Genomic DNA, 19824 nt, shown 5'->3' on the forward strand with positions numbered 1-19824 from the left:
CGGCTATTTTTTTTTGGATTTATGTTTAGTCTTCCAAATTGAGAGCGATACCAATGTAATGAAAAAGGGAGTGTTTTGGCAAATGAATAGTTTGTTCAGGAAGAAGCTGCTTGGTTTATTTTTAGCAACTGTTCTTGTAATTGCTTTATTACAGCCAGTAGCCGCATTCGGAGCAGAAGGAACGGGCCAAATGACTGCATATGACTTACATACAGAGTATAGCCATAACCCAATCGGAATCGATAACACCATGCCGAGACTCAGCTGGTTGCTTGAATCAACAGAGAGAGCACAGATGCAAACTGCCTATCAAATCATTGTCGCTTCAGAAGAGAGCCGTTTGGCTGGCAATGAAGGAGACATTTGGGATTCTGGCAAAATCATGTCCAGCGATTCCAACAATGTGGAATACAAAGGAGAAGCTTTACAATCCGGAAAACGTTATTTCTGGAAAGTGAAGGTTTGGGATAACAATGATCACGCTTCAGCATGGAGTGAGCTGGGCTCGTGGGAAATGGGATTGCTCGCGCCTGCTGATTGGCAAGCCAAGTGGATTGCCGCCTCAACACCTGCGACTGTACCGTCAAGCTATTCTATCGAGCTGGATTTTATAATATTAAATGATGGGGCAGCCATTTTGTTTGGCGGACCTAATGCTTCCAATAATTTTTTCTGGCAGTTTAACGTAAAAGAAAAAGCGTATGCCCAGTTTCGGCCACACACGAATGTCGGCGGTACGAAGCTTATGAAGGAAGTAGATATTTCACGTGTCATTCCGAATGACAAGCAATTGAATGTTGCTTATCATCTGAAAATTGAAGTGAACGGCAAAGAAATCAAAACCTACATCAACAATGAGTTAATCGACACGATGAAAAATGACAATATATCATTCGGTCCTATTGGATTCCGCCAGCATAAAGACGCAAGGACGAATGAGCGCGCCTTGTTCGACAATATCGTCATTAAGGATGAACACGGCAAGGAGTTGTTTCAAGCAAATTTTGATGATAAGGAAGCAGCAAGCTTTGAAGGGGGACAATTAACGGAAGATGGAAAACTTCTCGTAGAGAACGGCACCTTTTATCAGAAAGTCGAGAGCAGAAGCTCACCTATGCTGAGGAAAGATTTTGAAATTGCGAAGCCAGTACGCAAAGCGACTGTCTACTCGACGGCGCTTGGACTTTATGAGCTCAGCCTAAATGGGACACGGGTAGGCAGCGATTTCTTTAATCCGGGATGGACGGATTACAATAAGCGTTTGCAGTATCAGACCTATGATGTAACCGACATGCTCCTTGAAGGAGGAAATGCGGTTGGGGCAATGCTGGGTGACGGTTGGTACGCGGGAAATGTGGCACATGTTGGTCCAAATCAGTACGGAACAGAGCTGTCGTTTTTATTCCAATTAAAAATTGAATATGAGGATGGCACAAGTGAAACGGTAATGACCGATTCTTCTTGGCATTCAACGACTTCGGGTCCCGTTCGCTACTCCGACATTCTAATGGGAGAGACATATGACGCGCGCAAAGAAATGGATAAGTGGAACCGTTCGAATTATGACGTTTCATCATGGAACGATGTAAAAGAGGTCAGCCATTTCCGCGGGAAGCTGGTTGCACAGGTAGGCCCTACTGTCAAGGCGACGGAAGAATTGAAGCCGAACTCAGTGAAGCAACCTAGTGCCGGTACTTATATTTTTGATATGGGACAGAACATGGTTGGCTGGGCAAGGTTAAAAGTCGAAGGCACTGCCGGAACGAAAGTGAAGCTGCGGTTTGCCGAGATGCTGAATGATGATGGGACGCTTTACACGGAGAACTTGCGTACAGCTAAACAAACAGATGAATATGTCCTAAAAGGAAGTGGGCTTGAGCAATATGAACCGCATTTCACATTCCACGGTTTCCGTTACGTAGAAGTGACTGGTTATCCGGGTGAACCTGCTTTAGATAGCATAACGGGGATTGTTGTTCACACCGATACACCGAAGACCGGGACATTTGAAACCTCCAATCCGATGGTCAATCAGCTTTATAGCAACATCACATGGGGACAACGAGGAAATTTTTTAAGCGTTCCAACAGACTGTCCTCAGCGTAATGAACGAATGGGCTGGACAGGAGATGCTCAGGTGTTCGTTCGCACTGCTACCTATAACATGGAAGTTCCTGGGTTTTACGAGAAATATATGCGGGATGTTGTTGATGCGCAGGGGGCAAATGGAGCATTCCCAGACGTTGCGCCAAATGTTAGCGGAATGGGTAATGGAAGCAACGGCTGGGGAGATGCAGGCGTTATTATCCCATGGACACTGTACTTAGCTTATAACGACACTTCCGTAATCAAAGAGCATTATGATGCGATGGTGAAATGGATCGAGTTTCTCAAAACGAACAGCAACAAGCTCATTCGTCCGGCTGGTGGTTACGGAGACTGGTTGAGCGTGAATGAAACTACACCAACGGATGTGGTGAATACGGCCTATTTTGCATACAGCACGAATTTATTGTCCAAGATGGCAGCGATCATTGGGAAAACAGACGATGCGGAGAAATATAGTCAATTATTTAATGATATTAAAGCTGCTTTTAACACCGCGTTTGTTGGTTTGGACGGACAGATCAAAGGCAATACACAAGCAGGTTATGTGTTTGCACTGCACATGGATTTATTGGATGGAGATATCAAGAAGAAAGCTGCTGAGCATCTAGTTAAAAATATTAAGAGTAAAAACTGGCATCTGTCGACCGGGTTTCTTGGTGTAGGTTATTTGCTGCCGGTACTAACAGAAGCGGGCTATACAGAGGTTGCTTACCGCTTGTTGACGAACGATACTTACCCCTCTTGGGGATACAGCATCAAAAATGGCGCAACGACCATTTGGGAGAGATGGAATTCCTATACACAGGAGAATGGATTCGGTGACGCAGGAATGAACTCTTTTAACCATTATTCGCTTGGCTCCGTTGGAGAATGGATGTTCCGCTATGCGGCAGGAATCGAGGCAGATCCAGAGCAGCCTGGATTCAAACATATTATCATTCAGCCTACACCTGGTGGAGAGTTTAGCCATGTGAATGGAGAATACAAGTCTATTTACGGTTTGATCAAGAGCCGCTGGGAGCAGGAAGGCTCAGCCTTCAAGCTGAATGTGACGATTCCAGCTAATACAACAGCGACCGTATACATTCCAGCGGTAGATCAAGCATCCGTGAGCGAAGGCGGACAGCTTGCTGAAGAAGCTGTTGGTGTCAAGTTTTTGCGAATGGAAGGGGACAAAGCGGTCTATTCGGTCGGATCTGGAGCATACTCGTTCGCTAGTACAATGGCTGATTCCAACTTAAAGCTGGAAAGCATCAACTTGAGCAGCAAAGCAACGAAGCTGCAGCATGGTGAACAAACTCAGCTCACATTAAGCGGAAGTATGGATAATGGAATGGAAGCCGATTTCACTAATGCTGAGATTAAGTATGAGAGCAGCAACACTAATGTGATCAAGGTTGCTGATAACGGAATCGCAGCTGCAGTTGGACCCGGCTCCGCAGAAATTACTGCAACGGTAAAATCAGGAGAAGTTGTGCTTACCTCCTCTATTCGGTTGATCGTAGTTACCGGGGCGAATCTGGCGTTAGGCAAAAAGGCAATCGCACGCGAAACGTTGGAGATTTCGCCAGAGTGGGGGGCAGCAGGGCTCACGGACGGAAATTTGGCGCGAAAATATTCATCAACAGGCTCTCCTTCGCAGTCGCAAGAAAACAATCCGCTTTGGGTAGAGATTGATCTGGGTGCGAATCAAGATCTGAATAGTGTGGTGCTGTATCCAAGAACGGATTCCAGTACAAAGGATTCACGAACCGCCTCCTATCCTATCGATTTTCATATTCAGGTTAAGCCTGATGGCGGAGATTATTTAGAAGTAAAGAGAATGACTGGTGAGCCGAACCCGTTGATGCTGCCACAGCTGTATACGTTTGAAAACCAAACCGCTAGATATGTGAGGCTGTCGGTCAATAAGCTTGGGGATATGGCATCAGACGATATTTACTATAGGCTCCAATTAGCTGAGCTGGAGGTATATAACAATCAAGCTGGCTTGCCCGTTACTGGCATAAGCTTGGATCGTACTTCGCTCGAAATGAAGGATGGAGAAAACATCGAAATTGCTGCGACAGTGCTTCCGGCAAATGCTGCAAATAAGCTGGTGCACTTTGAGTCCAATCACGAGAACATTATCGTCACGAATGTTCATTATGATGAAGCTAGCGATACAACGAAAGCAACTGTAACAGCAACCAATAAGGGAGCAGATCAAGTAAATGGCGTCATAACTGCGACGACAGAAGACGGCAGCAAGACGGCTGCGCTAAATGTTACGGTAACCGCAGCTTCCGCAGAACGAGATATGGCTGCTTTGTCAGGAAGTGACACTGTCATAGCAGGACAGGGAACGGAGTGGACGATCGGTGCTGAAAATGTAGGCTCAAACTTCACGGCTCTTGATGTTATTGTTCATTATGACCCGCAGAAATTCGAATTCCAGACGGTTGGGGAAAGTACTTACCTCTCGCTGGACCCATCGGTCATTCAGTCGTTGAAGCCGAATTTCGAAGTGTTTGGAACGGCGGTTAAACCCGAGCTTGGCCAGATTCGGATCATCATGGTCACCTCAGGCCAGCAGCAAGCAGGTATTGACGGTGGCAATCTGTTCCGCCTCCACGGGAAGGTGAAACCGAGTGCACAAGCAGGCAATACAACGGTATCGCTGTCTGATTTCCAAGTGTCGGATAGTGGCAAGGGAACAATGATGAATGTATCGCGAGCTGTACTCTCGATGGAAGTGCTCCTCGCTGACAAAACAGCGCTGAATACGGCAATCGAACAAGCGCAGGCGTTACATGATGCCGCAATGGAAGGCACGCAGCCGGGCCAGTATCCAACGGGTTCTAAGGCGGCATTGCAAGCAGTAATCAACAGTGCGATTGCAGTGAAGAATGATCCGAATGCGACTGTGGAGCAAGTCACCATAGCGCTTAATGGCTTGAATGGAGCAGTAAAAGTATTTAACGAATCGGTGATTCCATCAGCTCCTGGTGACAGGACGGAGTTAAACCGATTGATTGCAGAAGCACAATTAAAACATGACAGGGCAATCGAAGGCACAAAGGTCGGCAAGTACGCTGCAGGATCAAAAGCGCTGCTGCTGGCAGCCATTAACACAGCCAAGAATACCGGAAGCAGCCAGTGGCAAATAGATGAGGCTGTAACGATGCTAAACAAAGCTCTTCAAGTTTTCAAAGCGAAGATTGTGACACTGATCGAGGGACAAACGAAGGTTACGATTCGAGATCTGTCGATCATAGCGAATTTCTATGGTGTAACCTCCAAAGATCCAAACTGGTCTGAAATTGAGAAAGCAGATGTGATCGGCGCAAATGTAATCGACATTCGTGTATTAGCTTCCATTGCGCAAATGATTCTTGAAGAGTGGAGCTTGGAATAGACATACGAATTTCGAATTGGAGGCAGGCACACTAACCTGCCTCATAAACTCTGCTATGAAAGGATTCATGCGATATGTCGAATGCAAAACGAATGGCGATAGTATTCACAATTTTAATCAGTATGTTCAGTTTAATGCCCATTTCGGCAATGGCGGATATGGCTGCTGCTTCTTTTGAACTAAAGCTCACTGGTCAAGAAGCCAAAACTGAAATTTCAGTAGTGGGAAAAAACTTAACCGATGTATTTGCCTATGATATTTCGATGAAATACGATTCCACTCGATTGAAGTTTGTTGGAGCACGTACTGCTTTGACAGGTTTTTCTGTCGATCCGATCGTAAAGAAGGGGACCATTCGGTTTGCCCATACGAAAACAGGCAATTCAGCTGGCGAGACAGGGGACAAAGAGCTGGTATTGCTGAAATTTGAGCGAATTGCTGAGGGGAATGCTGAGGTCAGCCTTCAAGCTGTGCAGCTTGTTAATTCGAAATTGGAGATGAATGAACTGAAAACTATGCTGCAGGTAACTGTAGCTGGAAAATCTATTACTGTGGATTGGAAAGATATTAAAGGACATTGGGCGGAAAGTGCGATTAGGGAAGCGGCTGAGCTCGGTTTTGTTACGGGATATGCCGATGGAACATTCCTTCCTAACCGCGCAGTAACGCGTGCGGAGTTCTCAGCTATGATGGTTCGGGCGCTTCATCTAGAACTTGGAGCTGACAGTAAACTTGCCTTCAACGATAGCGATAGAATTGCTGCTTGGGCGAAACCGTATATCGCAACAGCGGTTAAGGCAGGTCTATTAAAAGGTTATGATGACGGAAGCTTCCGCGCAGACCAGTTAATTAATCGGACAGAAATGGTTGCTGTCGTCATGAGGGCTCTTGATCTAAAAGCAGACCAAAAAACGAAGCTGCAGTTTGCGGATGCGTTAGAAATTCCTGTTTGGGCGACTGGTTACGTAGCTGCAGCTGTGGAGACAGGAATTATCAAAGGGCGAAATGGTAACCGGTTTGCACCTCATGAGCATGCTACTCGGGCTGAGTCGGTAGTCGTCATCCTTGCCATGCTGAAGCAAAAATAGAACGATAAACAATAACAAAAGAAAGTCGAGGGGAAAAAAGTATGAGGAAAACCATGAGTCTTCTATTAGCTTTGGTGATCGGCTTCACATTATGCTTGCCTATGACTAGTACGGCGTATGGCGAAGCGGGTGGAACGGGAGCAACGATGGCGGTAACCGATTTAACGACGGAGTACACGAACAATCCGATCGGTATTGATGTGGTGAAGCCGAGGATGAGTTGGAAGCTTCAGTCCGATAAACGTGGACAGCTTCAAACAGCATACGCCATTCAGGTAGCTAGCACCAAACAGAAATTGCTGGATAATCAACCGGATGTGTGGAATACCGATAAAGTTGATTCGAATCAATCGGTAAATGTCGTTTATGACGGCAAACCTCTGGAGTCTGGCAAACGTTACTTTTGGAGAGTAAAAGTATGGGAATTGAACAATGAGAAGGCTTCAGAATGGAGTGATCCTGCTTGGTGGGAAATGGGTCTTCTCCATGATTCGGATTGGCAAGCGGAATGGATCGGTATGAGCGACGCGAACAATATGACAACAGAAGGTCTTAAATGGGTTTGGTTTCCGGAAGGGAACCCGGCTTCAAATGCTCCTGCAGGAGATCGCTATTTTCGCAAAACCATTCAATTGCCGTTAGACCGGACAATAACACAAGGAAAATTTTTATTAACTGCGGATGATGGGTTCGTGTTATATGTGAATGGAAAGCGAATGGGCAGTTCTATCAAAGCGGTCGATTCATGGAAAGAAGGCAAAATTGTAGATGTCTCAAGTGCACTCATTCCTGGATCTAATACGATTGCAATCCAAACGTCAAACGATGGCGGACCTGCTGGTCTTCTTGGCAGCTTGAAAGTGGTATTCGAGGAAGGAACACCTCTTCAATTGAATATGGATCAAGGTTTGAAAGCGGCCAAGGTAAAGATGGAGGGATGGGAGAAATCAGATTTTGATGACAGCAGCTGGTCAGCTGCGATGATCGTCGCGTCCTATGGGGAGTCGCCGTGGGGGAAAAACGTAAAAATTACAGCTTCGCCTCCTTACATTCGTAAAGATTTCTCTTTAGAGAAGTCCATTGCAAAAGCAAGACTTTACTCCAGCGCTCTCGGAATATATGAACCTAGCATTAACGGCAAACGTATAGGCAGAGATTTATTTACGCCAGGATGGACAGATTACACGAAGCATATTCAATACCAGACTTATGATGTAACTGATTTGCTTCAAAACGGTGACAACGTCATTGGCGCTATATTGGCTGAGGGATGGTATTCCGGTCATGTCGGTTTTATTGGTCCGAACATTTATGGCGATAGCAATTATTTGTTCATGCAATTAAATCTTGAGTACACAGACGGTTCAACAGAAACGATTGGAACGGATCAATCATGGAAATGGGCTGCAGGACCAATTGTATCTTCTAGTATTTTGATGGGAGAGACCTATGATGCAACGAAAGAAATAGACGGATGGGATACTCCTGCCTTCGATGCATCGAGCTGGGATTCGGTTCAGAAATTAGAGGATGAAGTGACTGGGAAGCTAGTCGCCCAGGATGGCCCAACGGTACAATTAATTGAAGAAATGAAGCCGATTAAGATGACAGAGCCGGTACCTGGCAAATATGTGTTTGATTTAGGGCAGAACATGGTCGGAACCGTAAGGCTAAAAGTAAGCGGTGAAGCAGGTCAAACGGTTACTCTGCGACATGCAGAGGTGTTAAACCCGGACGGGACCTTCTATACAGCAAACTTGCGTGCGGCAAAAGCAACGGACCGTTATACCTTGAAGGGCAGCGGAGATGAAGTATATGAGCCGAAGTTTACGTTTCATGGTTTCCGTTATGTGGAGGTAACGGGTTATCCCGGTGTGCCGAGTATGGATGCCGTTACAGGAATGGTCATGCATACAGCAGCACCGTTTAGCGGCAAGTTAGAAACTTCTAGTGCGATGTTGAATCAACTGCAAAGCAATATTACTTGGGGGCAGCGAGGCAATTTCTTGGAGGTTCCTACCGATACGCCTGCGCGTGACGAGCGTTTGGGTTGGACCGGTGATATCAATGTCTTTATTGGAGCTGCTGCTTTTAATATGGACGTGGCAAAGTTTATAGGAAGCAAATGGATGAGAGATTTGAGAGATGGACAATCGATTAACGGTGCTTTTCCCGATGTAGCGCCTAATGTTCTCGGAGAAAGAGGCAATGCCGGCTGGGGGGATGCTGGCGTTACCGTTCCGTATACCATTTGGCAGCGTTACGGAGATATCCGTGTTATTGAAGAAAATTATGATGAAATGGTTCACTGGATCGAATATATGAGAAAAAATAGCTCTGGACTTATTCGTCCGTCGTCGATGTATGGTGATTGGCTGGATGTGAATGATCCAACGCCAGGAGATTTAATCTCTACCGCTTATTTTGCGTACAGTACAAAACTGGTATCCGAAATGGGGCATGCCATCGGCCGTCAAGAGGATGCCGACAAGTACGAGCAGCTTTATGAGCAAGTGAAAGCAGCGTTTATTAAAGCCTATGTTAGCGAAGATGGAAAAGTTAAAGGAAATAGCCAAACGGGATACGTCTTGGCTTTGTACATGGATTTGGTTCCCGAATCGAAACGTCAAGCTGCGGCGGATCATTTGGTAGAGCTGATTAAAGCGCGCGATTGGCATTTATCAACCGGTTTTCTTGGCACGAGAGATTTATTGCCGGTATTGAGCGAAACGGGACATTTGGATGTTGCTTACCGATTGCTCAACAATGACACTTATCCTTCATGGGGATATCAAATCAAAAATGGTGCGACTACGATGTGGGAGCGCTGGGATTCTATTAAGCCGGATGGCAGTTTCCAAGACATTGGCATGAACTCCTTTAACCATTACGCTTATGGAGCAGTCGGAGACTGGATGTATCAAAATATTGCCGGCATTCAACAGGACCCTGCAAGCCCGGGTTATAAGCATATTTTGATTAAACCTCGACTTGGTGGAGATTTGACTAGTGCTAAAGGATCGTACAATTCTGTTTATGGCATGATTGTAAGCGATTGGAAAAAAGAAGGGGATATTTTTAGCCAGCATGTCACGATTCCAGCAAATACAACGGCTACGGTCTATATCCCTGCTGATAGCAAGTGGGCAGTAACAGAGAGCGGCCAATTTGCATTGTCGGTGGAAGGTGTGCAATTTGTTGGTATGGAGGAAGGCAATGCAGTATTCACTGTAGGCTCGGGTGATTATCAGTTTGTAGTTGATCCTATTATTGGAAATTTAGGCAGTGCACTTGATGAGGCGGAGAAATTTCAAAATGAAGTAATAAGCTATTCCAATAATGGAGAGCTCACCAGCGAACAAACTCAAGCACTTTCAGGTAAAGGCGAGGCGCTTGCAAGCCGAATTGAAGCAAGTATTGAGGCGTACAAAGCCGGTGATGATGCTCTCTTTATCGAGCAAGTTCATCATGCTTTATATGAAACAGATGGTTTACAGCTATGGTTGCAAGAACAAAACAATGCTGGATCAATAAACGACATTATTGCTAAAAATTTAGCAAATCTTATTTCAAACGCAACAACGTTTTTGTCTGCCATTAGTAATGAAAAGCTAGGAATAAAGTGGTTAATTAGCCCTTCCGAGGTATCCTTACTGCCCGGAAATACATTTACAGTTGAAGTGAAAGCAACGAACGATGGCGATGCGAGCATTAATGATGTGCGTTATACTCTCCAGAAACCCGAAGGATGGGAAGTCACTTCGATAGGAGATAATCAAATGGCTGTCATTAAACCAGGTGAAACGTTTGCTGCTGCATTCCGTGTGAAAGTGTCGGAGCAACAAAAACCCACTAGCCTATTTAATATAGTTGGCAGCGGAAGCTACAAAATAAATGATGCAACAGTGGAAGTGCCTTTGAAGACGACAATAAAGATCGATTCGCCAATCATTATTAAAGCATTAGTGGCTGAACCAGCAACAATCGAGCCTAGCGGTACAGCAACGGTTAATACAACCATTCAAAATAAAGGAAGCTTTTCCGTTGAAGGATCTATAGAGCTCAGTGCTCCTTTAAACTGGATGGTTTCCCCTGCACGCCAAGCCTATAGCCTTGAAGCCGGTGAAGAAAAGAATATTAGTTTTGAGGTGAAATCACCGCTTCTTGCAATTGAATCGGCTGTTGAGGTGCATGCGATTGCTTCGTTTAATGGAGCTGAAGCAGCCAAGAGCAGTACGGCCATTCAAGTGCGTTATAAAAACCCGCCGCTAGACTTTTACGATCATGTAGACGTTGGCGAACAAGGCTCTGAACAAAAACATAATGTAAAGTTTTCCGCTCAGTCCGGTGCAAATGTTGAGGAGGGATTAACGAGAAGATATGTTAATCATGGAGACGCAAATGGTTATTTCCAATTTGATATGGCCGTTGAGCCAGGCAAACCTTTCATCATTAGGGCAATCGAAACGTATGATCGGGCACAAATGAAAGATTATTATGTATTGGTAAACGGAACGAAAGTGCTCAGCCGCGTGAATGAAAAAGATAGCCGAGGTATTGTAACCTATCAATTTGTTGTAGACGATATCTCTTTAACAAAGAATGGCAAGGTGACTGTTCGGTTCCAAGAAGATGAGGAAGGACGCAATTATGATCCTTCGATTGCCGACGTTTGGACGATGCCGCTGAACGCAGAATATGTCTCATTACAGGATATTCCTGCTAGAGTAGCTGGGGACTCCGTAACGATAGCGGGGTATACGACACTCGATAAAGTGGAGGTAAAGGTACTAGGGCCGGATCAAGCAATGTTGTTCAATAAAGAATTGCCTGGCGGTGTATTTCGTGCATCCTATTTAATAGAAAAAGATGCGTCTTCGGGAACTTACACAGTGGTTGCAGGCAATGGTATGACGCAAGCAATCAAGCGTTTCGAAGTAAGCGCAACTATTCCTGTTACTGAACTAAAGCTCGATCGTTCTTCCATCGAATTGAAGGATGGTGAAAGCATTGAAATTTCTGCTACCGTCTTTCCGGCGAATGCAACAAACAAAAATGTGCATTTTGTATCTAATCATGAGAACATCGTTGTCACGAATGTTCATTATGATGAGGCTAGTGCAGTAACCAAAGCAACCGTTACCGCAACCAATAAGGGAGCGGAAGCATTAACAGGTCTCATAACGGCGAAGACGGAAGATGGAGCAAAAACAGCTGCACTGAATGTCAAAGTAAGCGCAGTTGCTTTAGAAAAAGATATGGCCACACTGTCAGGTCCTACAATGGTTTTAGCAGGGCAGTTGGCAGAGTGGACAATTGGAACGGACAATATAAGTTCGAATTTCACGGCTCTTGATGTTATTTTTCATTATGATCCGCAGAAGTTTGAATTCCAGACAGTGAAAGAAGGCATATCTCAAGCGTTAGATCCGTCAGCCATTCAATCGTTGAAGCCGAATTTCGCTGTATTCGGGAGTGCGGTTAAACCAGAGCTTGGCCAGATTCGAATCATTATGGCAACCACGGGTGAGCAGCAAGGCGGCATCGACGGTGGTCCTTTGTTCAGCCTTCACGGTAAGGTGAAGGCAGAAGCGAAGGCAGGCAACACGACCGCATCGTTGTCTGATTTCGAAGTATCGATGAATGGCAAAGGAACGATAATGAATGTGTCCGAAGCTTCGCTATTAATCGAAGTGAATCTTGCTGATAAAACGGCGCTGAATACAGCAATCCAGCAAGCGGAGTCCGCTCATGAAGCTGCGGTGGAAGGAACTTTACCTGGTCAGTATCCAATTGGAGCTAAAGCAGTATTGCAAGCAGCAATCAACAGCGCGACAGCCGTCAAGAATGATGCGAATGCGACAGGTGAGGAAGTTGCTGGTGCGCTTAATGCTTTGAATGCGGCTATGAAACGGTTTGCCGACTCGGTCATTCCATCGATTCCTGTGGACAGAACCGTATTGAACGCTGCGATTGCAGCAGCACAGACGAAACATGACAGGGCGATTGAAGGGACTAAGGTTGGAAAGTATGCTGCAGGATCAAAAGCGGCGCTTCAAGCAGCTATTAATACGGCCAAAAATGCTGGCAGCAGCCAGTGGCAGGTGGATGAAGCTGTAACGTTGCTAAACAAAGCTGTTCAAGTATTCACAGCGAAGATCGTGACATTAATCGAGGGACAAACGAAGGTTACGATACGAGATCTATCGATTATTGCGAAATTCTACGGTGTAACCTCAGCAGATCCGAACTGGTCTGAAATTGAGAAAGCGGATGTGCTAGGCATAAAAGCAATTGATATTCGTACTTTAGCAGCAGTTGCCCAAATGATCCTCGACGAGTGGCGCACAGAATAGCATTTTTGTAATTGATTAAGAAAAATAATGGTTATGCTTAAAGTTAAGACACAGGGCCAAAGAACAAGGAAAAGAGCAGGTTATCGAAAAGATAACCCGCTCTTTTTTTTTGCATTCCATTTGTATTCCAGATCTTATCTCTGATTTTCTCGCTCTATATTTGACAAAATCGCTTATAAGTGCGCAGAATTCTTATTGATCTTTTGGAGCAAAGTAACCAATAGTTCTATCTCTTCTGCTGATAATCCTTCGGCAAGCGTGTTATTTATTTCCGCAAGAATCGCTTGGAGCACCGGAGCAAACTTAAGTGCCTTCGATGTCGGGTAGAGCAGGGAAGAGCGGCGGTCCTTAGGATCAACTCTCCGCTCGATATATCCGGACTCCTCCAGCTGCTTTACTGAACGAGCCGTTGTAGCCTTATCAAATTTCAACTCATTGGTCATTTGATCCTGTGTTATACCAGGTTGTTTCAGAATCAGCTTAAGGAAGCTTGGCTGCCCGCCACTGCCGATACCATAGGGCAAAAGCTCACCAGCGAGCTTTTTTTGATTTTGGCGATGAAGCTGAGAGATCAGCTTGCCGATCGGTTCCTGGTTCGATTTCATCATGCGCACCTCTTTAAATAAATTTCAAATCGTCGATTAGCCTTTCCTCAAACACTACATGAAATTGGTTGCGCGCGCAACTACATTGTAGTACACTGGGTGTATTATTTGGTTGCGTTCGCAACTATATATCAATAAAGAGGCATGAGGTGCTAGGTATGAGTACAATTGGTGCAACCTATCAAGAGGATGAGGCGATCCAGAAAAAACGCTGGATGATCCTGATCGTATTAAATTTATTCACGTTTATGGCGACACTTGATGGCAGCATTGTCAATATTGCTTTGCCTGTGCTGGTCAAGCAGCTGCATCTGCCTCTAGCGCAGGTAGAGTGGGTGACGACCATCTATTTAATGTCGATTTGCACGGCCATACTTTTCTTTGGAAAGCTGGGGGATATTGCTGGCAAAATAAAAATCTTCAAAATTGGCATGGTCGTTTTCATTTTTGGATCACTGCTTTGCGGACTAAGCTCATCCCTACCCTTCCTCATCGCTTCACGGGTTATACAGGCGATTGGGGCTTCGATGACCATGGCCAACAGTCAGGGCATTGTCACCGATATTTTCCCGTCCACAGAGAGGGGCAAAGCGATTGGGTTGATCGGTACCTTCGTTTCGTTAGGCAGTATTGCGGGACCTAGCTTGGGCGGCATTATTGTCTCGACCTTAGGCTGGGAATATATTTTCTGGGTGAACGTTCCGATCGGACTGATTGCCATTATCCTCGGATGGAAGGTATTGCCTTCGGACTTTATCAAGGTAAAATCTAAAATCGATATTCCCGGCAGTCTTTTGTTCGCCGTGTTCATTATCGCGCTGTTTGCTGGACTGCTGCTTGGTCAGCAATTAGGGTATGGAGACAGCCTGATTATTTTATCACTGATCGTAGCAGGCGCTGCTTTCATCGCTTTTATAGGAGTGGAGCTTCGCAGTCCTCATCCGCTGTTGCAGCTTTCGCTATTTAGAAATTCTTTGTTTTCACTCAGTATTCTTTGCGGCTTTCTTGTGTTTGCTGCTAACTTCTGCTTTAACATTATTGCACCTTTCTATGCGCAGAATATGCTGGAGCTGTCCCCCTTCTATGCAGGGTTCCTGCTTATGTTATTCCCGATCTGCATGGTCGTCATCTCTCCGATAAGTGGGGCATTATCGGATAAGATCGGATCTGAAGCACTCACCTTCGCTGGGCTAATCGTGATGGTCATCGCACAATTTGGGCTAGCCCGCCTGCATGACGGCAGCTCTGTTGTGCTCGTGGGCGTTTGGATCGCTATGCTCGGCATCGGCAGCGGTTTATTTCAGCCGCCAAACAATTCTTTAATCATGTCCAAGGTTCCACGCACACAGCTCGGCTCTGCCGGCAGTGTCAACTCACTGGTTCGCAACGTGGGTATGGTTGTCGGCATTACGCTTGCCACTACCATCTTGTTTCACGAAATGAGCAGCAAAGCCGGACACCGGGTAACCGACTTGATTCCAGGCCAACCCGCTATTTTCCTTTCAGGCATGCATCTTGTATTCATGACATCGTCGGCCATCTGCTTAGTATGTGCAATGCTGACTGGCTGGAGACTCGTCATTATGAAAAAAGCAAAAAGAGCAACAGCCTAAAACCGCATGACTTTAAGTATCCTTCCACGTTCTTGACTGAACAGTCAAGAACGTGGTAAGGTTATCTCATGAGCAGACCAAGAGAATTTGATGTCGATCGTGTTTTGCACCAGTCCATGGAAGTGTTCTGGTCCAAAGGGTTTAAGTCCACCTCTTATGAGGATCTAACCCGTATGACGGGAGTCAAGAAGCAAAGCTTATACTGTGTATTTCATGACAAGAGAGCCTTGTTCCTGAAGGCTTTAGCACATTATCGCGAACAGAGCATTTCGTTACTGAAAGAGCTGGAGGAGCAGAACATTTCTCCACTGGAGAAGCTCGACTCATTACGCAGATCTCTTCTAAACGATGAAGCCATGTGCCGAGGATGCTTAATGGTCAATTCGTCTCTGGAGTTCGGAAAAGAGGACGAGCAGGTCACTCGCGAAATCGAGCTCATGTTCCTCGAAGCCGAACAGGTTCTAGAGAAAATCATGAGCAGCGGTCAGCAGCAGCAATTGATCACCTCCCGTTTTTCCAGCAAAGAGCTTGCAGCTTATTTGAACAACGCTATTTCTGGCGCTAGAATTTTAGAGAAGTCAGGCGCAGCTCGTGAACAAATCGAGGCGGTCTTGCGTACATCTTTTGCAATGATTTTGCCTTGATTTTTTTTGCCAAGATTTTGACCGATGAGTCAAGAATATGAAATAAATTCAGATGATAAACAAACACTACAACCTTAAGGAGGTGGTGGGCAGGTAATTCCCTTTGGATGGACATTCACATTAAAATTGCGCAGATTGCTGCAGGCGACTGCCTGTTATATTACGAAACATTATAAAATTAATTTTGGAGGCTATTATGAACTATTCTCAAACCGTAGAACCGCTGTTTAAACCTTTCAAGTTAGGAAATTTGGAATTAGCTAATCGGATCGTCATGGCACCGATGACCCGTCAATTTTCACCTAATGGCGTGCCAGGTGCAAATGTAGCTTCCTACTATCGTCACAGAGCAGAGAACGGTGTAGGACTGATTGTGACTGAAGGAACCATAATCAATCACCCGGATGCATCCAATCAGCAGAACATTCCCCATTTTTACGGCGAAGCAGCCTTAAATGGCTGGGCAAACGTGGTGTCTGAAGTACATGAAGCAGGCGGTAAGATTATTCCGCAAATTTGGCATATGGGAGCACGCGGACATGTTGGCGATTATACGGAAGCAGAAATTGCAGATATCGTCCAATCGTTCGCACATTCAGCGCTGGAAGCCAAGCGGATTGGATTCGATGGCATTGAGCTGCACGGCGCGCATGGATATTTAATTGATCAATTCCTTTGGGAGAAGACTAATCCGCGCACGGATCGTTATGGCGGGGACATGCTGGCACGTACTACCTTTGCGGTAGAGGTTGTCAAAGCTTGCCGCCTGGCAGTCGGAGCAGAATTCCCCATCGTACTGCGATTATCCCAATGGAAATCGAATGAATACACAGCAAAATTAGCAGAAACCCCGGAACTGCTGGAACAGTTCCTTGCCCCGCTCGTTGAGGCAGGCGTAGATATATTCCATTGCTCCACTCGCCGTTTCTGGGAGCCTGAATTCGAAGGCTCTGATCTTAATTTTGCCGGATGGGTCAAAAAGCTTACAGGCAAACCAACGATTACCGTTGGATCTGTTGGCCTTGATGGCGACTTCATTAGCCTTTTCCAAGAAGGAAAGGGTGCCACTAACGTCGGGCTTGAAGGATTGATTCAAAGGCTCGAGCGTGAAGAGTTCGACATGGTAGCCATCGGCCGAGCGCTATTGGTTGATCCGGCTTGGGCAGCCAAAATCCGGGATGGCCGGACAGACGAGCTGATTCCATTTACTTCAGAGGCATTAAAAACACTAAATTAAGTCAGGATATTAATCGCTATTTCAGGTGGAAATAATAGGTGAGTAAGCATGCTGCGTAATGCAGCATGCTTTTTTACATTTCATTTAAATCGTGCATACATATTATTGGTCTATTGATGTGAAATGGGATAAAGCTCCATCTCCATGCATAATTGGGCGCTTCGAGGGTAATTATACCAAATGAAATATTGTCCGGAAAATGGAGGTGAATAACAGTGGAAGTATCCTTTTCTAGACTTCAAATCATTTTTTTATTGTTGTTATCGCTCGGAATATCGAATCATGTACTAATCATTCCGCATCTGTTAAAAGCAGCGGGACGCGATGCCTGGATTAGTATTCTGCTTGCTTATGTTGGATTGATTGTTTGGAGCCTGATCTTATATTGGATTTTAAAATCGATGAGTACTTTATCGTTTCAAAGCTGGATTGAAGGCCGAATCGGAAAAATCGGTTTTAATGTCATTGGCGGTGGATTCGCTCTATATTTACTGGTAGCCGGCATGATGATTGTTTTTGATACAACAAAAAACGTCAATATTTATTTCCTCCCGAGAACACCGAGTGCTATCGTTATCCTCAGCTTTATTTTCTTGGCTTACTGCGCTGCTAGAGGGGGACTAAAAACCATCGTATATATGTCTACCGTATTATTGCCTGTCGTTTGGATATTGGGAATCGGCGTAGCTATTATGACAAAGAACAGCAAAGATTACGGCATGCTGCAACCCATTTTGACAGAAGGAATAGGTCCAGATCTGAGAGGAATAGTGGTCGTTTTTGGCGGGAGCATAGACCTCATGGTGCTGCTTCTATTACAGCATAAATTGAAGAAACCTTTAAATTATAGCACCGTTTTTGTGCTGCTTACCTTATTAGTGGGATTGATCATGGGACCTACTATAGGATCTTTAGCTTCCTTTGGGCCGATCCAGGCTGAAAATTTTCGGTTTCCCGCTTTTGAGCAGTGGAGGCTGGTGATGATCGGAAGACATATTTCGCATGTAGACTTTTTTGCAGCTTTTCAATTAATGGCCGGAAGTATCGTGAGAACGGCCCTTATCATCTATTTTTTAGCTCAACTTATGGGACGTGGTTCTGAGAAATATTCAAAAACGATTATGATTTGCATAACAGTTGTCATTTCTATACCTTCGTTATTAATGATTAGTGATATTAGCATGCAGGCGTTCATTCAGCGCTACTTCTATACCTATTCACTGTGGTTTGGAGTAGCCATAACGGCGATACTCTTTATGATCACCTATATGCCACATCGAAGAGAGGAAGCCCAATGAATCAGCTGCTTGAAGAATCAAAGCTTTTTGTTGATCTGGAAACTAGCCTGCAAAGTGGAAGCCTAAGGAAGAGCCAATTGATAGATGTATTCTCCAATTACTCAGATGTACAATTTCCCCCACTGCCGCAACTGGAGATGCAGGATAAGCTGACGGCATTTTATTGTGAAGGAATGGTTGATAAAACGGAGTTGAACATCTATTTCACCCGAATGTGCCAGTATATAAACGCCATGTTATGCGGTACGGATGAAGTACAGGCTCAAGTGGACGAATTACCCTTATTCGCAATAAAAACGACAGCTGAAGATATGGTGTCTCATTTATTTTGCGGCAGCTTGATTATATATTGTGAAGGAGCAGTGGACTTTTGGGTTGTTCACATTTCTAAGATTCCACAGCGGTCGTTGCAGGAATCGAATACAGAAATTTCAATTAAGGGGCCAAAAGACGCCTTCACGGAAGATTTGTTTACGAATATCTCACTCATTCGGAAACGGATGCAAACGGGTTTGCTGTTCAGTGAGCAGTTCGTCATTGGGAACATTAGCAAAACCGAAGTATCTTTGCTTTATCTTAGTCATAAAGCGAACCCGGAAATGATAGCTGAAGCACGTAAACGATTGAGTAACATTGATTTGGAAAGTGTGGTGAGCAGTGGGCAGTTGGAGCAGTGGTTATCGGATCGAACCTTCTCGCTGTTTCCATTAATTGATTATATTGGTCGTCCTGATTTTGTTATCGAAACACTTCTGCGGGGGAGATTTATCATTGTTGTAGACGGATCACCAATGGTACTGATCGGACCGAGCAACTTTTTTGAGTTATTAAAATCACCTGAGGATGTCCACTTCCCCTATTTTTATGTCATGTTTCAAAGAGCCCTTCGCATTATAGGGCTCATACTAAGTATTTTTTTACCTGGCTTCTGGATTGCCATTGCGACCGTAAATCTGGATCAAATCCCTTTCTCCTTATTATCAACAGTAGTCATATCTCGTGAAGGTGTTCCTATGCCATCTTTCCTTGAAGCATTGCTGCTGTTATTTCAATTTGAATTGCTTAGAGAAGCGGGCGTTCGGCTGCCTAAAGCTGTTGGACAAACCATCGGTATTGTCGGCGGTTTAATTATTGGAGACTCGTTAATAAAGGCTGGACTTGCTTCACCCACATTGCTTGTTGTTATTGCTATTTCGGTGGTAGCTACATTTAGTTTGGTCAATCAGTCGCTGTCAGGAACAGTGAGTCTGCTCAGACTTTTTATTTTGCTAATTTCCTCTATGCTTGGCATTTACGGTTTCTTTCTGTGCATGTTTCTGATTCTGATCTATTTATGCAGGCTCGATTCGTTTGGGCTTTCCTATCTAGAACCGATATCCTCCTTGCGAATGAAAGACTGGTTATCAGCATTGCTTGCTGATCCATTCAGAAGGTCACGTTTCTCTTCGGCGATGTTAAACAAAAGGAAAAGGTGAGA

General features: G+C 45.0%; 9 protein-coding genes. 8 read left to right on the forward strand and 1 reads right to left on the reverse strand.

Annotation, left to right across the window (positions count from 1 at the left end):
* The first annotated feature begins 82 nt into the window (after window positions 1-82).
* The 3 genes from AC1DM9_RS07825 (at window position 83) to AC1DM9_RS07835 (ending at window position 12950) form a co-directional block, all read left to right on the forward strand.
* Window positions 83-5506 carry a family 78 glycoside hydrolase catalytic domain gene (locus AC1DM9_RS07825; protein WP_477579367.1) on the forward strand — a complete coding sequence of 1808 codons (5424 nt, stop codon included), beginning with the start codon at window positions 83-85 and terminating at the stop codon, window positions 5504-5506.
* A gap of 74 nt (window positions 5507-5580) precedes the next feature.
* Window positions 5581-6594 carry an S-layer homology domain-containing protein gene (locus AC1DM9_RS07830; protein ID WP_477579369.1) on the forward strand — a complete coding sequence of 338 codons (1014 nt, stop codon included), beginning with the start codon at window positions 5581-5583 and terminating at the stop codon, window positions 6592-6594.
* Between the two features lie 41 nt (window positions 6595-6635).
* Window positions 6636-12950, forward strand: a complete 6315-nt coding sequence (locus AC1DM9_RS07835; RefSeq protein ID WP_477579371.1) for a family 78 glycoside hydrolase catalytic domain — start codon at window positions 6636-6638, stop codon at window positions 12948-12950.
* Between the two features lie 173 nt (window positions 12951-13123).
* On the opposite strand, the gene AC1DM9_RS07840 is transcribed toward AC1DM9_RS07835, so the two are convergent.
* Window positions 13124-13555, reverse strand: a complete 432-nt coding sequence (locus AC1DM9_RS07840) for a MarR family winged helix-turn-helix transcriptional regulator (RefSeq protein WP_477509825.1) — start codon at window positions 13553-13555, stop codon at window positions 13124-13126.
* Between the two features lie 158 nt (window positions 13556-13713).
* On the opposite strand from AC1DM9_RS07840, the gene AC1DM9_RS07845 reads away from it, so the two are divergent.
* From AC1DM9_RS07845 to AC1DM9_RS07865, 5 genes are all read left to right on the forward strand, one after another.
* Window positions 13714-15168, forward strand: coding sequence for an MFS transporter (locus AC1DM9_RS07845; RefSeq protein WP_477579373.1), 1455 nt, complete (start codon window positions 13714-13716; stop codon window positions 15166-15168).
* Window positions 15169-15236: 68 nt separating this feature from the next.
* Window positions 15237-15812, forward strand: coding sequence for a TetR/AcrR family transcriptional regulator (locus AC1DM9_RS07850; RefSeq protein WP_339202960.1), 576 nt, complete (start codon window positions 15237-15239; stop codon window positions 15810-15812).
* 196 nt (window positions 15813-16008) lie between these two features.
* Window positions 16009-17049, forward strand: a complete 1041-nt coding sequence (locus AC1DM9_RS07855) for an NADH:flavin oxidoreductase (RefSeq protein ID WP_477579375.1) — start codon at window positions 16009-16011, stop codon at window positions 17047-17049.
* A 215-nt stretch (window positions 17050-17264) separates the two neighbouring features.
* The gene (locus AC1DM9_RS07860) at window positions 17265-18347 is read left to right on the forward strand and encodes an endospore germination permease (protein WP_441875118.1); all 1083 of its coding nucleotides are present in this window, start codon (window positions 17265-17267) and stop codon (window positions 18345-18347) included.
* The gene (locus AC1DM9_RS07865) at window positions 18344-19822 is read left to right on the forward strand and encodes a spore germination protein (RefSeq protein ID WP_441875121.1); all 1479 of its coding nucleotides are present in this window, start codon (window positions 18344-18346) and stop codon (window positions 19820-19822) included. Before AC1DM9_RS07860 ends, AC1DM9_RS07865 begins: the two co-directional genes overlap by 4 nt.
* Window positions 19823-19824 lie beyond the last annotated feature (2 nt).

The sequence above is a fragment of the Paenibacillus sp. 01T431 genome, assembly GCF_056398625.1.